Raw genomic sequence first — 17,795 nt, forward strand, 5'->3', positions numbered from 1 at the left:
GCCACCGCTCACGCCGGCCCGGGGGCCGAGGGCCCCCCGGGCCGGCGGTCCGGGGGCAGGCCCCGGCGCGCGGCGGCCGGGGCCTGCGATAATGCCCGCATGCGGATCTCAGCCAGAGCGGACTACGCGGTACGTGCCGCACTGGAACTCGCCGCGGCCAAGGAGGACGCGCCCCTGAAGACCGAGGCGATCGCCGAGGCGCAGGAGATCCCGCACAAGTTCCTCGAAGGCATCCTCAACGACATGCGCCGCGGCGGTCTCGTCCTCAGCCAGCGCGGTGGCAACGGCGGATACCGGCTGGCCAGGCCCGCCGAGTCGATCAGCATCGCCGATGTCATCCGCGTGGTGGACGGACCGCTGGTCTCGGTGCGCGGAGTGCGCCCGCCCGACCTGCTGTACACCGGCCCCGCCCAGTCGTTGCTCCCCCTGTGGATCGCCCTGCGGTGCAATGTGCGGGAGATCCTCGAGGGTGTGTCGCTGGCGGACGTCGCCTCCGGCGCGCTGCCTTCCGAGGTCTCGGCACTCGCGGACACTCCAGGCGCCTGGATCAATCCCTGAACACATAAGTCCACCATGCGGACAGCCTCTTGGGGCGGACCCTGTCTTCTGCCACTATCCCTACCAGCCAGGTAGGAGAACTAGGGATCCCGGGGAGGCGGAGCCGTTGAGCATGCACCGGCATCAGGCACCGGCTCTGCCCCTGCTGACGTCGCGACGCCACATCGACTACGGCCGCACGTCCACCGCGCTGTGTCGGTTCCTCTGAGAGACCCGCGTCTCCTGGGCGCCGAAGAGCATCCACGTCTCCTGGGCGCCGCAGGCGCCGTGTGAGCGCCCACCCCTGTCGGTGAGCGCACGGACGTCTTCCGCGAGCACACCGTCCCGTCTCCCGAACGCGTCCGCGCCCGCCGAGCGCACACCCGGGGCGGCGACTCGACCGAGAGCACGCCCGGCCGGCTCGTGCGCCCGCACCGCCGGGCCCGCGTACCCGCGCCCGTTTCCCCTGTACGACCCTGTACGACCTTCCTGAGAGGACACCCTCGTGTCTGCCGCAAGACCGCGCACCTTCCTTCGTGCCCTCGCCGTGACCGCGGCGCTCCCCCTTCTGCTCACCGCCTGCGGCTACGGCTCCGAGTCCACGGACGACGGCGCCAGGGCGGACGTCGCGGCGGACGCCGAGAAGCTCTCCGCCGAGGAGGTGAAGATCGGCTACTTCCCCAACCTCACCCACGGCACCGCCCTGGTGGGTGTGCAGGAGGGCCTGTTCCAGAAGGAGCTGGGCGGCACCCGGATCAAGACGTCGACCTTCAACGCCGGCCCCTCGGAGATCGAGGCGCTGAACGCCGGGTCCATCGACATCGGCTGGATCGGCCCCTCTCCCTCGATCAACGGCTACACCAAGTCCCGGGGCAAGAACCTGCGCATCATCGGGGGTTCCGCCTCCGGTGGGGTGAAGCTGGTGGTCAATCCGGACAAGATCAAGTCCGAGGACGACCTCAAGGGCAAGAAGATCGCCACCCCGCAGCTGGGCAACACCCAGGACGTCGCCTTCCTCAACTGGATCGCCGAGAAGGGCTGGAAGGTCGACCCGCAGAGCGGCAAGGGCGACATCTCCGTGGTCCGCTCGGACAACAAGGTGACGCCGGACGCCTACAAGGCGGGCTCCATCGACGGCGCCTGGGTGCCGGAGCCGACCGCGTCCAAGCTGGTCGCCGACGGAGCGAAGGTGCTGATCGACGAGGCCGATCTGTGGCCGGACAAGAAGTTCGTGATCACGAACATCATCGTGTCGCAGAAGTTCCTCAAGGAGCACCCTGACGTCGTCGAGGCCGTGCTGCGGGCGTCGGTGAGGACCAACGAGTGGATCAAGGCCAACCCGGACCGGGCGAAGGAGTCCGCGAACAAGGCGCTGGAGAAGCTGAGCGGCAAGGCGCTGCCGGCCGAGATCCTCGACCCGGCGTGGAAGTCCATCACCTTCCTCGACGACCCGCTGGCCGCCACGCTGGAGACCGAGGCGTCCTTCGCGGTGAAGGCCGGGCTGCTCGACGAGCCGGACCTGAAGGGCATCTACGACCTGACCCTGCTCAACAAGGTGCTCAAGGCGGAGGGCAAGCCCGAGGTCGACGACGCGGGCCTGGGCGTGACGGGCTAGCCGTACCGATCGCGCCTGACGCCCGCGGTACGGATCACGAGTGGTCCGACGACCGCGAGCGGCGCGGCCGCACCTTCGAGGCCCCCGGCCGGTGCTCCCCCCACCACCGGCCGGGGGCCCTGGCGCGCTTCTCCGGCTTGTCCGGACGCGGGGCCTTGCGTCTGGTGGTCGGAGCCGGTCGGTGGTGCGACGCTTGGGGTGACAGAAGTCCGCAGGACGAGGGCCGGGAGGCTGACCCATGGGACGGGATGTCCCGGCACTGGTGTTCACGCGCGAGGACCGCCGCCGGTACCGGATCAAGATGCAGGAGTGTCTCGACGCGTTCGCCCAGATGCTGCGCGATGCGCGGTTCGAGGCCGAGCGGCCCCAGGTGGGGCTGGAGATCGAGCTGAACCTGGTCGACGACCGGGCGGAGCCGGCGATGCGCAACAGCGCCGTGCTGGAGGCGATCGCCGACCCGGCCTGGGACACCGAGCTGGGCCGGTTCAACCTGGAGATCAACATCGCGCCGCGCAGGCTCACCGCGGGCGGCCCGGACGACTGGGAGAAGGAGATCCGCGCGGCCCTGAACCACGCCGAGGAGCGGGCCCGGACGGTCGGCACACACCTGATCATGTCCGGCATCCTGCCCACGCTGCGGCAGGAGGACGCGGGCGAGGCGGCGCTGTCGGAGAATCCGCGCTACCGGCTGCTCAACGACCAGATCTTCGCCGCGCGCGGCGAAGATCTGCACATCGAGATCGACGGCCCCGACCGGCTGCGGACCTACGCGGACACCATCACCCCGGAGGCCGCCTGCACCAGCACGCAGTTCCACCTCCAGGTGCCTCCCGAGCAGTTCGCGGACTACTGGAACGCGGCCCAGGCGATCGCCGGGGTCCAGGTGGCCCTCGCGGCCAACTCGCCGTTCCTGTTCGGCAAGGAGCTGTGGCACGAGACGCGCATCCCGCTGTTCGAGCAGGCCACCGACACCCGGCCGCAGGAGATCAAGGTGCAGGGGGTGCGGCCCCGGGTGTGGTTCGGGGAACGCTGGATCAACAGCGTCTTCGACCTGTTCGAGGAGAATCTGCGCTACTTCCCGGCCCTGCTGCCGCTGTGCGAGGACGAGGACCCGATGGAGACGCTCGACCGGGGCGACATCCCGGAGCTGGGCGAGCTGACCCTGCACAACGGCACCATCTACCGCTGGAACCGCCCGGTGTACGCGGTCGCCAACGACAAGCCGCACGTGCGGGTGGAGAACCGGGTGCTGCCCGCGGGGCCGACCGTGGCCGACACGCTCGCCAACGGCGCGTTCTACTACGGGCTTACCCGGGCGCTGGTGGAGGAGGAGCGGCCGGTGTGGTCGCGGATGTCCTTCTCGGCGGCCGAGGACAACATGCACACGGCGGCCCGGCTGGGCATCGAGGCACTGCTGTACTGGCCGGGCGTGGGCGAGGTGCCGGTGACCGAGCTCGTGCTGCGGCGGCTGCTGCCGCTGGCCCACCAGGGTCTGGAACGCTCCGGCATGGACGCGGCCTGGCGGGAGCCGCTGCTCGGCATCATCGAGCAGCGCTGTGTCACGGGACGCAACGGCGCGGTGTGGCAGAAGGAGATGTTCCACCACATCGACGAGACCGAGCACTGCGGCCGGCACGAGGCGCTGCGCCGGATGACCCAGCAGTACATCGACTACATGCATCTCAACGCCCCGGTGCACACCTGGCCGGTCGACTGAACCGGGGACGCCGCCGCCGATCGGCTCCGCTCGCCGCGGATATCCGGGCACGGGCGTTCACCATGAGTAATACTTTCGCTATATTGAGTGACTGACTCCTGTGTCGAAAGTGGTTCAGCATGTCGGTGGTGGAGAGATCCGAGATTTCCGCTGAGGCAGCGGAACCCGTCGTGTCGCCGGTCTGGTCCCACAACGAGTGGGATCCGCTGGAGGAAATCATCGTCGGCCGTCTGGACGGGGCGACGATCCCCTCGAACCATCCGGTGGTGAGGTGCAACATTCCTCCGTGGGCGGCGCGGCTGCAGGGCCTCGCCGCCGGTTTCACCTATCCCCGGAAGCTGGTCGAGCGGGCGCAGGCGGAACTCGATCAGTTCGTGTCCCTGCTGGAAGGTCTGGGTGTCACGGTGCGGCGCCCGGATCCGGTGGATCACCGCAAGCGCTTCGCCACCCCGGACTGGTCGTCGCGGGGTTTCTGCAACAGCTGCCCGCGGGACAGCATGCTGGTGATCGGTGACGAGATCATCGAGACCCCGATGGCATGGCCGTGCCGCTATTTCGAGACGCATTCCTACCGGCCGATCCTGAAGGACTACTTCCGGCGCGGAGCACGCTGGACGTCGGCGCCCAAGCCGCAGCTCACCGATGAACTCTTCGACCCCGATTTCCGCGTTCCGAAACCGGATGAGCCGATGCGGTACATCCTCACCGAGTTCGAGCCGGTCTTCGACGCCGCGGATTTCGTGCGCGCCGGACGGGATCTCTTCGTCACCCGCAGCAATGTCACCAATCGGATGGGCATCGAGTGGCTGCGCCGGCATCTCGGGCCGGAGTACCGGATCCACGAGATCGAGAGCCGCTGCCGCACGCCCATGCACATCGACACCACGTTCGTGCTGCTGGCACCGGGCAAGGTGCTGGTCAACCCGGAGTACATCGACGTCGACCGGCTGCCCGAGGTGCTGCGCTCCTGGGACGTGCTCGTGGCACCGGAGCCGGAGCCGATCTCCGATCCGCTGCTGAAGGTCACCTCGATGTGCGGCAGGTGGCTCAGCATGAACGTGCTGATGGTCGACGAGAAGCGGGTGATCGCCGAACGGCATCACACGGGCATGCTGCGCGCCCTGGAGAAGTGGGGCTTCGAGCCGATCCCCTGCGACCTGCTGCACTACGCGCCGTTCGGCGGCTCGTTCCACTGCGCCACGCTCGATGTGCGGCGCCGCGGCACCCTCGAGTCGTACTGCGGCTGAAGGCCCCGCGGAGCCGGGGAGCCCGCCCGTGGGAGCCCGTGAGCCCGCCGGTGGCGGGGGAGCCCTGCCGGGTACCCGGACGGGGTGCCCGAGGGGGCACCGAGGCGTAGCGTCCTCCGTAGGAGTGAGGCCCGGCGTGACCGTCGGTGACGGCCGGGGCGGCGGGAGGTGCCGCATGACGAGTGCGGGTGAACCGGTCGCGGGTGCCGGCGCGCTCGACGCCGTGTTCGCGGAGACGGTGCACCGGACCGGCGCGTCCCTCGGCGCCCTCTACCTGCTCACTCCGGACGAGCGGATGCTGCGGCTCGAGGTGCTGGCCGGGGTGCCGGCCGAGTTCGCCGCGCCGTGGACCACGGTGTCGCTGACCGCTCCGGCACCGGTCGCGGAGGCGGCCCGCTCCGAGCAGCTGGTCTGGGTCGGAAGCAAGGGCGAGCTGGCCCAGCGCTATCCGCGCACCGCGGCCGCGCTGCCCTATCCGCTGGCGATGGCGGCCGCACCGGTCACGGGCGCCCGCACCTGGGGCGCGCTGCTGCTGATGTGGCCCGCCACCAGGCCGTCCCGGATGGGCGAACGGGAGTGCCACCACATCCTGTCCAGTTGCCGGCGTCTGGCCCGCGTGCTGGAGGAGGAGGCCGCCGGACAGGCACAGGGCACCGCCTCCCCCGCCCGGCCGCGCGTCCTGCCGTACGCCGCCGGGCCGACGGTGCCGGCGAGCGCCGCGGCCGACTTCGCCGAACGCCTGCCCGGCGGCAGCTGCGCGCTGGACCTGGAGGGCCGGTTCACCTTCGTCAGTTCCGCCGCCGGGCGGCTGCTGGGCCGCGACGCGGGGCAGCTGCTGGGCACACAGCCGTGGCTGACCCTGCCCTGGCTGGACGATCCGCGGTACGAGGACCGCTACCGGGCCGCGGTGATCACCCGGCAGCCGGTGTCGTTCACCGTGTGCCGCCCGCCGGACCGATGGCTGGACTTCTTCCTCTACCCGGACGCCAGCGGCATCAGCGTCCGCATCGTCCCCAGCGACTCCTACGCCTCCAGCGCGCCTCCGCTGCGCGCCCCGCCCGCCGACCCCCATGCCCGGGTGGGCCGCCTGTACCAGCTCACCCATATTGCGGCGGCGCTCACCGAGGTGGTCGGTGTCCAGGACGTGGTGGATCTGGTCGCCGACCAGGTGATGCCGGCCTTCGGCGCCCAGGGGCTGGTGCTGTCGATGGCCGAGGCGGGCCGGCTCGACATCACCGGGCACCGCGGCTACCCGCGGCATGTCATCGAACGCCTGGACGGTCTGCCCGTGGACACCGACTTCACCCCGGCCGGCCGGGCCCTGACCACGGGTGTCCCCTCGTTCTTCACTCACCCGGACGAGATGCGGCGCATCTACCCCGAGGCACCGCTGATCAGCGGCAAGCAGGCCTGGGCGTTCCTGCCGCTGATCATCTCCCGCCGCCCCGTCGGCTGCTGCATCCTGTCCTACGAGCATCCGCGCGACTTCCCGGCCGAGGAGCGGGCGGTGCTGACGTCGCTCGCCGGTCTGATCGCCCAGGCGCTGGACCGGGCCCGGCTGTACGACACCAAGCACGCCCTGGCGCACGGGCTGCAGCAGGCGCTGCTCCCCCGCGCGCTGCCCGCGGTGGACGGGCTGCGGGTCGCCGCCCGCTACCTGCCCGCCACCCGGGGCATGGACATCGGTGGCGACTTCTACGATCTGCTGCGGCTCGGCGACAGGAACGCGGCCGCCGTCATCGGCGACGTCCAGGGGCACAACGCCGCCGCGGCCGCGCTGATGGGCCAGGTGCGCACCGGTGTGCACGCCCACGCCACCCACGGCGAGGCACCGGATCAGGTGCTGGCCGCCACCAACCGGCTGCTGACCGACCTGGAGCCGGACCTGTTCACCAGTTGTCTGTGCGTCGGGCTGGACTTCGCCGAGGGCCGGCTGCTGATGGCCAGCGCGGGTCACCCGCCGCCCGTGCTGCGCCTGTCCGACGGCACCACGCGCGTCGCCGACGTACGGCCCGGTCCGCTCCTCGGCATCGACCCGGACGCCGAGTTCCCCCTCACCAGCGTGCCGCTCACCGAGGGCCTGACGGTCGTCCTCTACACCGACGGTCTGATCGAGACGCCGGGCGAGGACCTGGAGGACTCCATGGCCGCGCTGGCCCGCCGGCTCGGGCAGGCCGACGCGTCCGACCTGGACCGGCTCGCCGACGACCTGCTCGGCGTGTTCGCCAGGGACTGCAAGCGCCTGGACGACGTCGCCCTGCTGACGCTGCGCTGCGGCGAGCCGACGGGCTGACGGGCTGACGGGCTGACGGTCACGGCGTGGCACGGCGTGGCACGGCGTCAGCCTTCCGGGGGAGGCAGCCGGATGGCCCGGCGTCAGGGCCAGCGTGCGGGAACGGCCCCTCGTCAGCGGCCGTCCAGCCGCCGCAGCAGCCCGGTCACCTCCCGCCGTACGACGTCCCGGGCGGCCGGCGGGAGCGGGCCGAGGCCCGTGGCCGCCAGGCCGTCGAGCACCTCATCGGCGTCTTCCGCACCGGCCCCGCACTCGGTGCTCCCGGTCGCCACCTCGTAGCCGTCGCGGACGGCGGTGCGCAGCCGGTACCGCCCGTCGCCCCCGGCGGACAGGGCGGTGGCGACGACCAGCGGCGGCGGGCCACCGGCCTCCGCAGGGGCCTTGTAGTAGCCGCTGATCAGGGGGGTGCGCCAGCTCAGGTTCAGCAGCAGGTGCCGCTTGGCCACCACCTCGGCGAGGTCGGTCTCGTAGGGGCCGTCGCGGTCGAGCACGGTGGCCCGTGCGTCCAGGACGAGAGCGGCGGGCAGCAGGCAGCGCAGGGTGCTGCCCACGATGTTGCCGCCGACCGTGGCCGCGCGGCGGACGGCTCCGGTGCCTATGGTGCCCGCCGCCCGGTGCAGCACCTCGGGGACGCGGTCGTCGATCCGGTGCAGCAGCACGGCCGCGCCCAGCGCCTCGGGCTCGAGCACATTGGCCTCGGGCAACCGGCGCAGGGACATGGCCAGTTCGGGGAATCCGTCACGCTGCCACTGGGCCCAGACGAGGGTGGCGCCGCCGACGGGCACCGCCTGCTCGGCCAGGTGCTCGCGTGCTTCGGACAGGGAGGTGGGGAGACGCAACAGCACGACGGTCGACCTGCTTTCCTCAACTCGGGCGATCGAGACGGGACCCCGCTGCGTGATCAAGGACACTGCATTCTCCGCAGGCCTCCGGGGGCGCGTACAGGGCACACACCCGCGCCATGTGCGCCCTTTCGGGTCACCGGCGACCGCCACCTTGCGCCGGACGGGGTGAGTGCTCCATGGTTGACGCGCGTCACATGGCTCGTCATCCGGCCGAAACTCACTCTCCCCACAACGGAGTTCGCATGTTCAGACGTGCCGCACGACTCCTCGTCTCGCTTGTCATGCTCCTGACGGCCGCGTTCGCGGGAACCGTCGCCACCGCGGGCACCGCGCACGCGGACGGCTGCTACACCTGGACGCGCACCCTCTCCCAGGGGGCGTCCGGCGCCGACGTCACCCAGCTGCAGATCCGGCTCTCCGGCTACCCCGGTTACGGCGCCGTGCTCGCCGTGGACGGCAGCTTCGGACCGGCCACCGCCGCCGCGCTCAAGCGCTTCCAGTCGGCCTACGGACTCACCGCCGACGGCATCGCGGGACCCGCCACCTACAGCAAGCTCTACGCCCTCCAGGACGACGACTGCACGCCCATCCACTTCTCCTACAGCGAGCTGAACCGCTGCAACTCCACCTGGTCGGGCGGTGCGGTCAGCGCCGCCACCGCCAAGGCCAACGCGCTGCGCACCATGTGGAAGCTGGAGGCGCTGCGGCACGCCCTGGGCGACAAGCCGATCACCGTCACCAGCGGCTTCCGTTCGCACGCCTGCAACGACGCGGTGGGCGGCGCCGCCGGCAGCCGGCACCTCTACGGCGACGCGGCCGACCTGGGCGCAGGGCCGCACTCCCTGTGCACCCTCGCCAAGCAGACCCGCTACCACGGCTTCCGCGGCATCCTCGGCCCCGGCTACCCGGGCCACAACGACCACACCCATGTCGACCACCGCAGCAGCCGGTTCTGGTCGGCCTCCACCTGCGGCATCTGACCCACCGGGGCAGGCATCGGGTCGCGATCGACCTGCCTGCCGCATCAGCGGTGCCGGCCGCCTGCGGCGACTCGCGTGAGACGATTTGTCCATGAGCAGCGAACCGGAAGTAAGTGCTCTGGCGATCAATGTCGCGATCCCGCAGGCGCTCCGCTGGACGGACACTCGGCGCGGTGAAGCATTCACCCTGACCACACTCAACGTCCGGCTCCTCCCGGACGGTCACCTCGCCGTGAAGGCCTATGGCAGGCCGGTCGGTGGTGGTCGGGGCGCATACGTCTCGTTCCCTGTCCCCGACAGACCCGAACTGGCGGCCCTGGTCTCCGACGCCGCCGGCCGTGCCGGGGAGCTGTGGGCCGCGCATCGTGGTCTTCGCTGATCTCAGGGCGCATCCCGGCCGTGCGTCGATCGAGTCGTACCTGCCGGTCGGAGAGTACGGCCCCTGAGAGCGCACCGGGCCGCCCGGCGGGTGGTCCGCCCCCGGCCGGATGTCAGTCGGACACGATGTGCAGGAGGGCCGTGCCGTCGCGGCCCGTGGCGGCCTGGATGACGACCGCGTCGGGCTGGGCGGCGGGTCGTCCGGGATCGCCCAGCGGGCCGCAGGAGTTGCCGGAGCCGCCGGCGCGCAGGACCGTGATGCAGCCCCAGCCGGGGCCGCCGGCGGCGCCCTCGGCACGGCCGCCGCCGGACTTCACGGTGTACTCGATCTCGTTCCGGCCGACTGCGGTCACCGTCAGGGTCGCCCGGCCGCCGCCCGGGGCGGGGAAGCGGATGGTGACCGGTTCCGACACGGTGATCTCGCAGTCGCCGTCCGAGCAGGCTCCGGTGTCGTCCCCGTCGGCCGCCGTGACCGCGGGTGCGGCAGGGGTGCCGTTCCGGTCGGCGGTCTGCGGGGCGGAGGCCTCCGTCCCGGACGCGCCGCGGGAGCCGGAGGGCCCGGACCCCGTGTCGTCCGTGCCGCCGCAGCCGGTCACGGCCAGGGGCAGGGCGGCGAGCAGCACGAGGGCCGCGGCCGGGACAGGGCGCGGACGCGTCGGAGCCTGCTGTGTCCTGTTGCTTGTCGTCGGTGCGTTCGTGGCCACTGCGTCCCCCGCTTCCCGTGTGCCGGTGGGCCGATGGTGATGGGTGAGTGCTCCGGTGTTCCGGCGGCGAGTCTTCCCCGGGGCCGGGCGGGTACAACCATCGGCCCCTGCGGAGGGTCGTTCTGAGTGAGCGGGAGCAACGCGACCTTCCGCAGCAAGGCGATCATTTCCGACTCGTCCTACGGGGGACCCTCATGAACTCGACACGCTCGCGCACCCGCCGCGGCGCCGCCGCGGCGCTCACCCTCTGCCTGGCCGCGGGGCTCGGTGCCGCCGGCACCGGGGCCGCCGGGGCCGACAGTGGCGCACCGCAGGCCCGGAAGTCCGCCCAGCGGACGGAGCGACAGCAGATCGCCCGGTCCGTACTGGGCGACGACTACAAGATCACCCTCACCGCGCTCCGGTCGGCCGAGGACCCCTACGCCGCCTCCGTACGGCTGCGCGTCTTCCAGAAGTCGGACGGCTCCTGGAAGGAGTCGGACCGGGTGACCGTGGGCGAGGTGGACGGCTGGTTCTGGTATCCGCTCACCGGCAGGGGCGCCGTCTGCCAGTTCTCGGCGGCGAGCACCGAGCCGGCACCGCTGACGGTGAGCCTGCTGGTCACGCCGTCCATCGGCTGCTCCGACCCGGTGAACTACCTGGTCAAGGACGGCCGGGTGTACGCCGATTGAGCGGACGGAGGGGCCGCTGACGCGCGAAGCGTCCGGGACGGCTCGCGGGAGCCGTCCCGGACGCTTCCGGTGGTGCGGGATCAGGCGCGGCGGTCGGCCAGCTCGAACCGGTCGAGGTTCATCACCATGTCCCACGCCTTGACGAAGTCCGTCACGAACTTCTCCTTGGCGTCGTCGCAGGCGTAGACCTCGGCCAGGGCGCGCAGCTCGGAGTTCGAGCCGAAGACGAGGTCGGCGCGGCTGCCCGCCCACTTGACCTCGCCGGTGGCGGCGTCCCGGCCCTCGAAGGTGGTCTGGTCCTCGGAGGTCGCCTTCCACGTCGTGCCCAGGTCGAGCAGGTTGACGAAGAAGTCGTTGGTCAGCACGCCCGGGGTCTTGGTGAAGACGCCCAGCTGCGACTGCTGGTGGTTGGCACCCAGCACCCGCAGGCCGCCGACCAGGACCGTCATCTCGGGGGCGGTCAGGGTGAGCAGGTTGGCGCGGTCGAGCAGCAGGTACTCGGCGGTCAGCCGGTTGCCCTTGCCCAGGTAGTTGCGGAAGCCGTCGGCGCGCGGCTCCAGCGCGGCGAAGGACTCCGCGTCGGTGTGCTCCTCGGTGGCGTCGACCCGGCCCGGGGTGAACGGCACCTCGATGTCGAAGCCGGCGTCCTTGGCGGCCCGCTCGATCGCGGCGCAGCCGCCGAGGACGATCAGGTCGGCGAGGGACACCTTGCGCGCGGCCCCGGCGTTCCAGTCGGCCTGGACGTTCTCCAGGGTGCGCAGCACGACCGCGAGCTGGTCGGGGTCGTTGACCTCCCAGTTGCGCTGCGGCTCCAGGCGGATGCGGGCACCGTTGGCGCCGCCCCGCTTGTCGCTGCCGCGGAAGGTGGAGGCCGACGCCCAGGCGGTCGTGACCAGCTGGGAGACGGTCAGGCCCGAGTCGAGCAGCTTGCCCTTGAGGGCGGCGATGTCGTCGGAGTTGATGACCTCGCCCTCCCACTCCGGCAGCGGGTCCTGCCAGAGCAGGGTCTCCTCGGGCACCTCCGGGCCGAGGTAGCGGACCTTCGGGCCCATGTCGCGGTGGGTGAGCTTGTACCAGGCGCGGGCGAAGGCGTCCGCGAACTCGTCCGGGTTCTCGTAGAAGCGGCGCGAGATCGGCTCGTAGATCGGGTCGAAGCGCAGCGACAGGTCCGTGGTGAGCATCGTCGGCAGGTGCTTCTTGGACGGGTCGTGCGCGTCCGGGATGATCGGCTCGGCGTTCTTGGCGACCCACTGCTTGGCGCCGGCCGGGGACTCGGTGAGCTCGTACTCGTACTCGAAGAGGTTCTTGAAGAACGTGTTGTCCCACTTGGTGGGCGTCTCGGTCCAGGTCACCTCGAGGCCGGAGGTGATGGCGTCCTTGCCCTTGCCGGTGCCGTAGGTGCTCTTCCAGCCGAGGCCCTGCTCCTCCATCGGCGCGGCCTCGGGGTCGGGGCCGACGTGGTCGGCGGGGCCGGCGCCGTGGGTCTTGCCGAAGGTGTGCCCGCCGGCGATGAGGGCGACGGTCTCCTCGTCGTTCATCGCCATGCGGCGGAAGGTCTCCCGGATGTCGCGGGCCGCGGCGATCGGGTCCGGGTTGCCGTTCGGGCCCTCCGGGTTGACGTAGATCAGACCCATCTGGACGGCGCCGAGCGGGTCCTCCAGCTCGCGGTCGCCGGTGTAGCGCTTGTCGTCGAGCCAGGTGGTCTCGGGACCCCAGTACACGTCCTCCTCGGGCTCCCACACGTCCTCGCGTCCGCCCGCGAAGCCGAAGGTCTTGAAGCCCATCGTCTCCAGGGCGACGTTGCCGGCGAGGATCAGCAGGTCGGCCCAGGACAGGTTGCGGCCGTACTTCTTCTTCACCGGCCACAGCAGGCGGCGGGCCTTGTCGAGGTTGGCGTTGTCCGGCCAGCTGTTCAGCGGGGCGAACCGCTGCTGGCCGGAGCCGGCGCCGCCGCGGCCGTCGTGGATCCGGTACGTGCCGGCGCTGTGCCAGGCCATACGGATGATCAGCGGGCCGTAGTGGCCGAAGTCCGCGGGCCACCAGTCCTGGGAGGTGGTGAGCACCTCGGCGATGTCACGCTTGACCGCCGGCAGGTCCAGGGACTGGAACGCGGCGGCGTAGTCGAAATCCTCGCCCATCGGGTTCGCGGCGGGCGGGTTCTTGGCCAGGATCTTCAGGTTGAGCCGGTCCGGCCACCACTGGCGGTTCCCGCCGCCCTGCGTGGGGTGGGGGGCGCGCCCGTGCGCGACCGGGCAGCCGCCTGTCTCCTCCGCCTTCGCGTCGGTGACGATCGCGTCATGGTTCTCGGTCATCAGGATTCCTTCCGGGCGAAAACGATTCGCGCAGTTCAGCTCGTGCGGGAAGTGCTGCAGCCGGGGCACAGGCCCCAGAAGACGACCTCGGCCTCGTCGACGGTGAAGCCGTGGTCCTGGGAGGCGGTCAGACACGGCGCGCTGCCGACGGCGCAGTCGACGTCGGCGACGCGGCCGCAGGACCGGCACACGAGGTGGTGATGGTTGTCCCCGACGCGGCCCTCGTACCGCGCGGGGCTGCCGGCCGGCTCGATCCGGCGTATGAGGCCGGCATCGGTGAGCGCGTTCAGCCCCTCGTACACCGCCTGCAGGGACACATGCCCTATGCGTCCGCGCACCTGGGTGGCGAGGGCCTCGACTCCGAGGTGGTCGCCCTCGCGGACGGCGTCGAGCAGCGCGACACGGGCGGCCGTCACACGCAGGCCGGCGCCGCGCAGCTCCTCGGCGGTGGTGAGCCGGGATGCGGTCATGAGGCAGAACCTATCGCCCTAGACACGATTAATTCCAGAGTACGAACCGTTCCAGATATGGTCTCGTTCCTCGGGCGGCCTACCACCAGAATAGGGACACTACACCCATATCCGGCCGAAACCTCGACCGTGACGCCGGGCGGAGGCGACGGGTGGCACGGCTCATGGGCGGCGACGCCGCCCTGCCGGCGGCGGGAACGCCGGCCACGGCCCGGGCCGCCGCATCGGCGTCCACCGAGGTGGCGTGGTCCGCGGAACACGGCTCTCGGCACGCCGGCGTCCCTCTCCTCCCGGCCCGTCGGCCGCCAGCCGGGCGGCTCTATGCGGCCGCCCGGGCCGCCCGGGGGCGGGCGGTGCGGGCGGGGGCGGTGGGCTTGCGGACGGGGCGGACCCGGTAGGTGGTGCGCGCCGGGTCGGCGACCGGGTCTCCGAGCGTGATCCGGCCGGCGGCGAGCAGGGCCTCGCACTCCGCGGTCGGCAGGGCGACGTAGCAGCTGCCGCGGCCGGTGCGGGGGTCGAACGCCTGCCAGTAGCGGTACCGGCGGCGCCCGTCCGCGTGCACGGTGAGGAACACCGGGGCGCCGGTGTCGTGGAGGATGCGCATGATCTCGGCGGCCGGTGCAGTCAGGAGGCCGGCGGTCCCTCTGCGGGAGCCGGCGGCGCCAGGGGCGGGGCCCGGGAGTGACTGCATCGCGGTGGCCTTTCTCTGCGGCTCTCTGCGGCTCTCTGCGGCTCTCTGCGGCTCTCTGCGGCGGGGTACCAGGACCGTCTACCCGGCGCGGCCGGTGTCGATCTTGTCTGCCGCGCATTGTGCCGGAGGGCACTGACACCGCCGGTGACGCCGGGGGCGCGCTCGGCCGCCCGCGTCCCGCCGCACCGGGCGCCGAGGCGTCAGGACGCCCGGTCGAGGATCGCGTTCAGGGTGATGGCCGCGTCGATCAGGGCGAGGTGGGTGAACGCCTGCGGGAAGTTGCCCAGTTGACGTCCCGTGGGCGCGATCTCCTCGGAGTAGAGGCCCAGGTGGTTGGCATAGCCCATCATCTTCTCGAAGACCAGGCGTGCCTTGTCGGTGCGTCCCGCCCGCGCCAGGGCGTCGACGTACATGAAGGTGCACAGGGAGAAGGTCCCCTCCGAGCCGCGCAGCCCGTCGGGCGAAGCATCGGGGTCGTAGCGGTAGACCAGGCTGTCGCTGACCAGTTCCTCCTCCATCGCTTTCAGGGTCGAGGACCACCAGGGGTCGTCGGGGGTGAGGAACCCGACCGTCGCCATGCGCAGCAGCGAGGCGTCCAGTACGTCGCTCGCGTAGTGCTGCACGAAGGCACCCCGTCCCTCGTGCCAGCCCCTGGACATGACCTGCTCGTAGCAGGCGTCGCGGGCCCGCCGCCAGCGTTCGGCCTCGGCCGGGCGGCCGTTGGACTCGGCGAGGCGCAGGGCGCGGTCGAAGGCGACCCAGGACATCACCCGGCCGTAGGTGAAGTCCTTGCGGCCCCCGCGGGTCTCCCACAGGCCTTCCTCGGCCTGGTCCCAGTGGTCGGCCAGCCAGTCGAGGTTGGTCCGCAGCGCGCGCCATCCGCGGTGGTCGACGCGGATCCCGCGCCCGTGGGCGAAGTGGATGGAGTCCAGCGCCTCGCCGTAGATGTCCAGCTGGAGCTGGGCGGCGGCGCCGTTGCCGATGCGGACCGGTGCGGAGCCCGCATAGCCCTCCAGGTGCGGCAGCTCCACCTCGTCCAGTTCGGAGGAGCCGTCCACCGCGTACATGACGTTCAGCGGTCCGGTGTCGCCGTGCTCCCCCGCGCGTTCGGCCACCCGGTCGGCGAGCCAGCGGATGAACGCTCTGGCCTCGTCGGTGAAGCCCAGCCCGAGCAGGGCGTACACGGAGAAGGAGGCGTCCCGGATCCAGGTGAACCGGTAGTCCCAGTTGCGCTCGCCGCCGAGCTGTTCCGGGAGCGAGGCGGTGGGGGCGGCCACCACGGCCCCGCTCGGGGCGAAGGTCATCAGCTTCAGGGTGATCGCGGAGCGCTCCACGGCCTCCCGCCAGCGGCCGGTGTACGTGGACTTCCGCAGCCAGGAACGCCAGTAGTCGACGGTGTCGTCGAACAGCCGCCGGTACTCCGCCAGGCGCAGCTCCCTCGGCGGGCCCTCGGCGCCCCACTCCAGGACCGCGCCGCGCTCCTGGCCCGCCTCCAGGGTCAGGGTGAAGTGCAGGGCGTCCTGCCGGTCGGCCACCGCGTCCAGCAGGCGTGCGTCGCCGGGTTCCCTGATCGGGTGCACGGTGAGGCCGGTGCCGTCCTCACAGGCGAAGACGACGCCGTGCTCGCTGAGGTCGACGGCGTGCCGCTTGCGGCCGTAGTCGAAGCCGGGCTGCACCACCACCTCGAAGATCATCCGGCCGCGCACACAGCGCACCATGCGCACCAGCCGGTGGCGTTCGGTCACCGAGGTGCCGGTGACGGCCATGAAGTCGATCACTTCCCCGGCTCCGGCCCGGGTCATGAAGCGGGTGATGAGGACGGCGGTGTCGGGCAGGTACAGCTGCTTGGTCGCGTAGGTCTGGTGCAGCGGGCGGATGGTGCAGTGTCCGCCCCTGTCCTTGTCGAGGAGAGAGCCGAAGACGCTGGGCGAGTCGAACCTGGGGGCGCAGAACCAGTCGACGCTGCCGCCGGTGGTCACCAGCGCCGCCGTCTGGAGATCGCCGATCAGGCCGTGGTTCTCGATCAGCGGGTAGTCGTCCATCGGGCGCCGCCCTTCCGGTGCGTGATCCACCGCGAGCCCCCTGGCAACAGGGTAAGCAGGGGGGACGGGATCGGCGCGGGAGACGGGGCGCGACCGGTGGGCGTGACCGAGATCGTCGCCGGAGTCGTGGCGGGCTCGCGCCGCGCTTCGGCGGCCGGCCGGTGGCCGGATGGCTGGCGGGCATCATCGTCAGCCTGCCGGCCCACTCCGGCTGCCACGACGTGGGGCTGCGGGACTTCGGGCTGCTCCTCGGCGCGGTCGCGCCGGCCCGGCCGGCTCGGCGCCACCACGGTTCGCGCGGCCACGAGGCGTGAGGAACGCCTCGAGGGGCGCGCTGTTCCCGCGGGCCGGTGCCCTCAGCAGAGCACCCGCAGCGCCCCCGGCAGGCCCCGGGCCGTGACCGGGAGGACGGCGTCGACCTCGCCGTCGGCCCCGTAGGGGACCTCCCGGTCGGCGGCGATGCGTATCTCGCGGCCGCGCAGGATCCGCACCTGGGGCCGGCGGACGTGGGCGCCGGTCTTCAGCTCGTTCATCAGGGTGAAGAAGAGCCGCCGCGGGGCGTCCTCGATCATCACCACGTCGAGGAGGCCGTCGTCGACCCGGGCGTCGGGGGCGATGACGCGTCCGGAGCCGTAGTAGCCGGAGTTGGCGGCGACCACGGTGTAGCCGGTGAAGCGGTGCTCCTCGCCGTCGACGGTGACGGTGTAGCGGGCGGCCCGCCAGGTGGTGACGGCGCGCAGGCCGCCCGCGTAGTAGGAGGCGGAGCCCTTCAGCACGGTCGAGCGGTTGGCGTGCCGGTTGGCGAGGGCGTCCACGCCGGCGTAAACGCTGCCGAGCACCACGGTGCGGTCGTGGACGGCGGAGCCGACCTCGATGGTGTCCACGGACCGCGGCTCGTGCTCCAGAAGGACACGGACGAGCGGCTCGGGCTCGTGCGGCAGCCCCAGGGCGCGGGCGAAGTCGTTGCCGCGGCCCGCCGGGACGAGGCCGAGGACGGCCCCGGTGCCGCTGAGGGCGCCGCCGATGCCGCCGGCCATGCCGTCCCCGCCCACCGCGAGGACGACATCGCCCCGCTCCCCCGCCTCACGGGCCAGGTCCCGGGCGTGGTCCAGGCTGCGGCTGTACTCGGTCCGCAGCCCGGCTCCGGCCTCGCGCAGCAGCCGGGCGACGGCGAGCAGCGCGGCCGCTGAGCCGGCTCCGCCCGCGGTGGGATTGACGACGGCGGTGAACTGTCGCATCTGGGCGCCTCCGGGCGGCCGACGAGGTGGGATGACGGGACTGGCGATGGGTCGG

16 protein-coding genes are annotated in these 17,795 nt (G+C 71.9%); 9 read left to right on the top strand and 7 right to left on the bottom strand.

Annotation, left to right across the window (positions count from 1 at the left end):
* The first annotated feature begins 99 nt into the window (after window positions 1–99).
* The 5 genes from HCJ93_RS05965 (at window position 100) to HCJ93_RS05985 (ending at window position 7,409) form a co-directional block, all read left to right on the top strand.
* Window positions 100–558, top strand: a complete 459-nt coding sequence (locus HCJ93_RS05965; protein ID WP_167991739.1) for an RrF2 family transcriptional regulator — start codon at window positions 100–102, stop codon at window positions 556–558.
* A gap of 484 nt (window positions 559–1,042) precedes the next feature.
* Window positions 1,043–2,152 carry an aliphatic sulfonate ABC transporter substrate-binding protein gene (locus tag HCJ93_RS05970; RefSeq protein WP_167991741.1) on the top strand — a complete coding sequence of 370 codons (1,110 nt, stop codon included), beginning with the start codon at window positions 1,043–1,045 and terminating at the stop codon, window positions 2,150–2,152.
* A gap of 238 nt (window positions 2,153–2,390) precedes the next feature.
* Entirely contained in the window at window positions 2,391–3,869 is a 1,479-nt protein-coding gene (locus HCJ93_RS05975; protein WP_167991743.1) for a glutamate-cysteine ligase family protein, read from the top strand.
* 119 nt (window positions 3,870–3,988) lie between these two features.
* Window positions 3,989–5,116, top strand: coding sequence for an amidinotransferase (locus HCJ93_RS05980; protein WP_167991744.1), 1,128 nt, complete (start codon window positions 3,989–3,991; stop codon window positions 5,114–5,116).
* Window positions 5,117–5,291: 175 nt separating this feature from the next.
* Window positions 5,292–7,409 (top strand): SpoIIE family protein phosphatase, encoded by a 2,118-nt coding sequence (locus tag HCJ93_RS05985; protein WP_167991746.1) that lies wholly within the window; start codon window positions 5,292–5,294, stop codon window positions 7,407–7,409.
* Window positions 7,410–7,522: 113 nt separating this feature from the next.
* Here the strand turns inward: HCJ93_RS05985 and HCJ93_RS05990 are convergent, their stop codons facing one another.
* Window positions 7,523–8,254, bottom strand: a complete 732-nt coding sequence (locus HCJ93_RS05990; RefSeq protein ID WP_167991749.1) for an FAD binding domain-containing protein — start codon at window positions 8,252–8,254, stop codon at window positions 7,523–7,525.
* A gap of 242 nt (window positions 8,255–8,496) precedes the next feature.
* Here HCJ93_RS05990 and HCJ93_RS05995 point away from each other — a divergent pair, with 242 nt between their 5' ends.
* Together HCJ93_RS05995 and HCJ93_RS06000 are read left to right on the top strand one after the other, a co-directional pair.
* The gene (locus tag HCJ93_RS05995; RefSeq protein WP_167991750.1) at window positions 8,497–9,234 is read left to right on the top strand and encodes a D-Ala-D-Ala carboxypeptidase family metallohydrolase; all 738 of its coding nucleotides are present in this window, start codon (window positions 8,497–8,499) and stop codon (window positions 9,232–9,234) included.
* Between the two features lie 91 nt (window positions 9,235–9,325).
* Window positions 9,326–9,613: a hypothetical protein gene (locus HCJ93_RS06000; RefSeq protein ID WP_167991752.1), complete on the top strand. Its 288-nt coding sequence runs from the start codon at window positions 9,326–9,328 to the stop codon at window positions 9,611–9,613.
* Between the two features lie 112 nt (window positions 9,614–9,725).
* Here the strand turns inward: HCJ93_RS06000 and HCJ93_RS06005 are convergent, their stop codons facing one another.
* Complete coding sequence (locus HCJ93_RS06005; RefSeq protein ID WP_309141319.1) at window positions 9,726–10,316, bottom strand: hypothetical protein; 591 nt, start codon at window positions 10,314–10,316, stop codon at window positions 9,726–9,728.
* A 194-nt stretch (window positions 10,317–10,510) separates the two neighbouring features.
* On the opposite strand from HCJ93_RS06005, the gene HCJ93_RS06010 reads away from it, so the two are divergent.
* Window positions 10,511–10,987: a hypothetical protein gene (locus HCJ93_RS06010; protein ID WP_167991753.1), complete on the top strand. Its 477-nt coding sequence runs from the start codon at window positions 10,511–10,513 to the stop codon at window positions 10,985–10,987.
* An 80-nt stretch (window positions 10,988–11,067) separates the two neighbouring features.
* On the opposite strand, the gene katG is transcribed toward HCJ93_RS06010, so the two are convergent.
* From katG to HCJ93_RS06030, 4 genes are all read right to left on the bottom strand, one after another.
* Window positions 11,068–13,299, bottom strand: coding sequence for a catalase/peroxidase HPI (gene katG / locus HCJ93_RS06015; RefSeq protein WP_167991755.1), 2,232 nt, complete (start codon window positions 13,297–13,299; stop codon window positions 11,068–11,070).
* A 35-nt stretch (window positions 13,300–13,334) separates the two neighbouring features.
* Window positions 13,335–13,769, bottom strand: coding sequence for a Fur family transcriptional regulator (locus HCJ93_RS06020; protein WP_167991756.1), 435 nt, complete (start codon window positions 13,767–13,769; stop codon window positions 13,335–13,337).
* Window positions 13,770–14,088: 319 nt separating this feature from the next.
* The gene (locus HCJ93_RS06025; RefSeq protein WP_167991758.1) at window positions 14,089–14,373 is read right to left on the bottom strand and encodes a hypothetical protein; all 285 of its coding nucleotides are present in this window, start codon (window positions 14,371–14,373) and stop codon (window positions 14,089–14,091) included.
* A 287-nt stretch (window positions 14,374–14,660) separates the two neighbouring features.
* The gene (locus HCJ93_RS06030) at window positions 14,661–16,502 is read right to left on the bottom strand and encodes a glycoside hydrolase family 15 protein (protein ID WP_167991888.1); all 1,842 of its coding nucleotides are present in this window, start codon (window positions 16,500–16,502) and stop codon (window positions 14,661–14,663) included.
* A gap of 161 nt (window positions 16,503–16,663) precedes the next feature.
* Here HCJ93_RS06030 and HCJ93_RS06035 point away from each other — a divergent pair, with 161 nt between their 5' ends.
* Window positions 16,664–16,816: a hypothetical protein gene (locus HCJ93_RS06035; RefSeq protein ID WP_206317015.1), complete on the top strand. Its 153-nt coding sequence runs from the start codon at window positions 16,664–16,666 to the stop codon at window positions 16,814–16,816.
* Window positions 16,817–16,858: 42 nt separating this feature from the next.
* On the opposite strand, the gene HCJ93_RS06040 is transcribed toward HCJ93_RS06035, so the two are convergent.
* On the bottom strand, window positions 16,859–17,740 hold the full coding sequence (locus HCJ93_RS06040) for a YegS/Rv2252/BmrU family lipid kinase (RefSeq protein WP_167991764.1): 882 nt from the start codon (window positions 17,738–17,740) through the stop codon (window positions 16,859–16,861).
* Window positions 17,741–17,795 lie beyond the last annotated feature (55 nt).

This window comes from Streptomyces composti (genome assembly GCF_012034205.1).
Taxonomy (GTDB): domain Bacteria; phylum Actinomycetota; class Actinomycetes; order Streptomycetales; family Streptomycetaceae; genus Streptomyces; species Streptomyces composti.

Coding starts and splice junctions, on each gene's coding strand:
- HCJ93_RS05965 (WP_167991739.1), top strand. CDS start 100: ATGCGGATCTCAGCCAGAGCGGACTACGCGGTACGTGCCGCACTGGAA.
- HCJ93_RS05975 (WP_167991743.1), top strand. CDS start 2,391: ATGGGACGGGATGTCCCGGCACTGGTGTTCACGCGCGAGGACCGCCGC.
- HCJ93_RS05980 (WP_167991744.1), top strand. CDS start 3,989: ATGTCGGTGGTGGAGAGATCCGAGATTTCCGCTGAGGCAGCGGAACCC.
- HCJ93_RS05985 (WP_167991746.1), top strand. CDS start 5,292: ATGACGAGTGCGGGTGAACCGGTCGCGGGTGCCGGCGCGCTCGACGCC.
- HCJ93_RS05995 (WP_167991750.1), top strand. CDS start 8,497: ATGTTCAGACGTGCCGCACGACTCCTCGTCTCGCTTGTCATGCTCCTG.
- HCJ93_RS06000 (WP_167991752.1), top strand. CDS start 9,326: ATGAGCAGCGAACCGGAAGTAAGTGCTCTGGCGATCAATGTCGCGATC.
- HCJ93_RS06010 (WP_167991753.1), top strand. CDS start 10,511: ATGAACTCGACACGCTCGCGCACCCGCCGCGGCGCCGCCGCGGCGCTC.
- katG (WP_167991755.1), bottom strand. CDS start 13,299: ATGACCGAGAACCATGACGCGATCGTCACCGACGCGAAGGCGGAGGAG.
- HCJ93_RS06020 (WP_167991756.1), bottom strand. CDS start 13,769: ATGACCGCATCCCGGCTCACCACCGCCGAGGAGCTGCGCGGCGCCGGC.
- HCJ93_RS06025 (WP_167991758.1), bottom strand. CDS start 14,373: ATGCGCATCCTCCACGACACCGGCGCCCCGGTGTTCCTCACCGTGCAC.
- HCJ93_RS06030 (WP_167991888.1), bottom strand. CDS start 16,502: ATGGACGACTACCCGCTGATCGAGAACCACGGCCTGATCGGCGATCTC.
- HCJ93_RS06040 (WP_167991764.1), bottom strand. CDS start 17,740: ATGCGACAGTTCACCGCCGTCGTCAATCCCACCGCGGGCGGAGCCGGC.